Annotated in this window: 1 pseudogene; it reads right to left on the minus strand. The window is 49.3% G+C overall.

Features of this window, described 5'->3' with window-relative positions:
* Nucleotides 1-304: pseudogene (locus F9B91_RS11220) on the minus strand (hypothetical protein); the annotation flags it as partial.

Here is a 304-nt window from a genome sequence, read left to right on the forward strand (position 1 = left end):
GTTCACCTTTGTCCCCTTTAGGGCCTTTGATGTTGCCTTCTTTATCCCAGTTGCCGTTATTCTTAACGAAGACGTCGCCTGTTTCTGTATTAACGTATTTATCGCCGTCTTTACCTTGATTTGCTTCTGGGTTAACTTTGCCGTTCAAGACGTCTTTTCCGTCGCGTCCATCACGTCCGTCACGACCTGCTGCGCCATCACGTCCGTCGCGTCCTGGTAAACCTTGTGCTCCGTCTTGACCATCACGACCTTGAAGACCTTGTTCACCTTTGTCCCCTTTAGGGCCTTTGATGTTGCCTTCTTT

Origin of the sequence: Streptococcus mitis (assembly GCF_008763935.1) — a bacterium.
Lineage (GTDB): Bacteria > Bacillota > Bacilli > Lactobacillales > Streptococcaceae > Streptococcus > Streptococcus mitis_DB.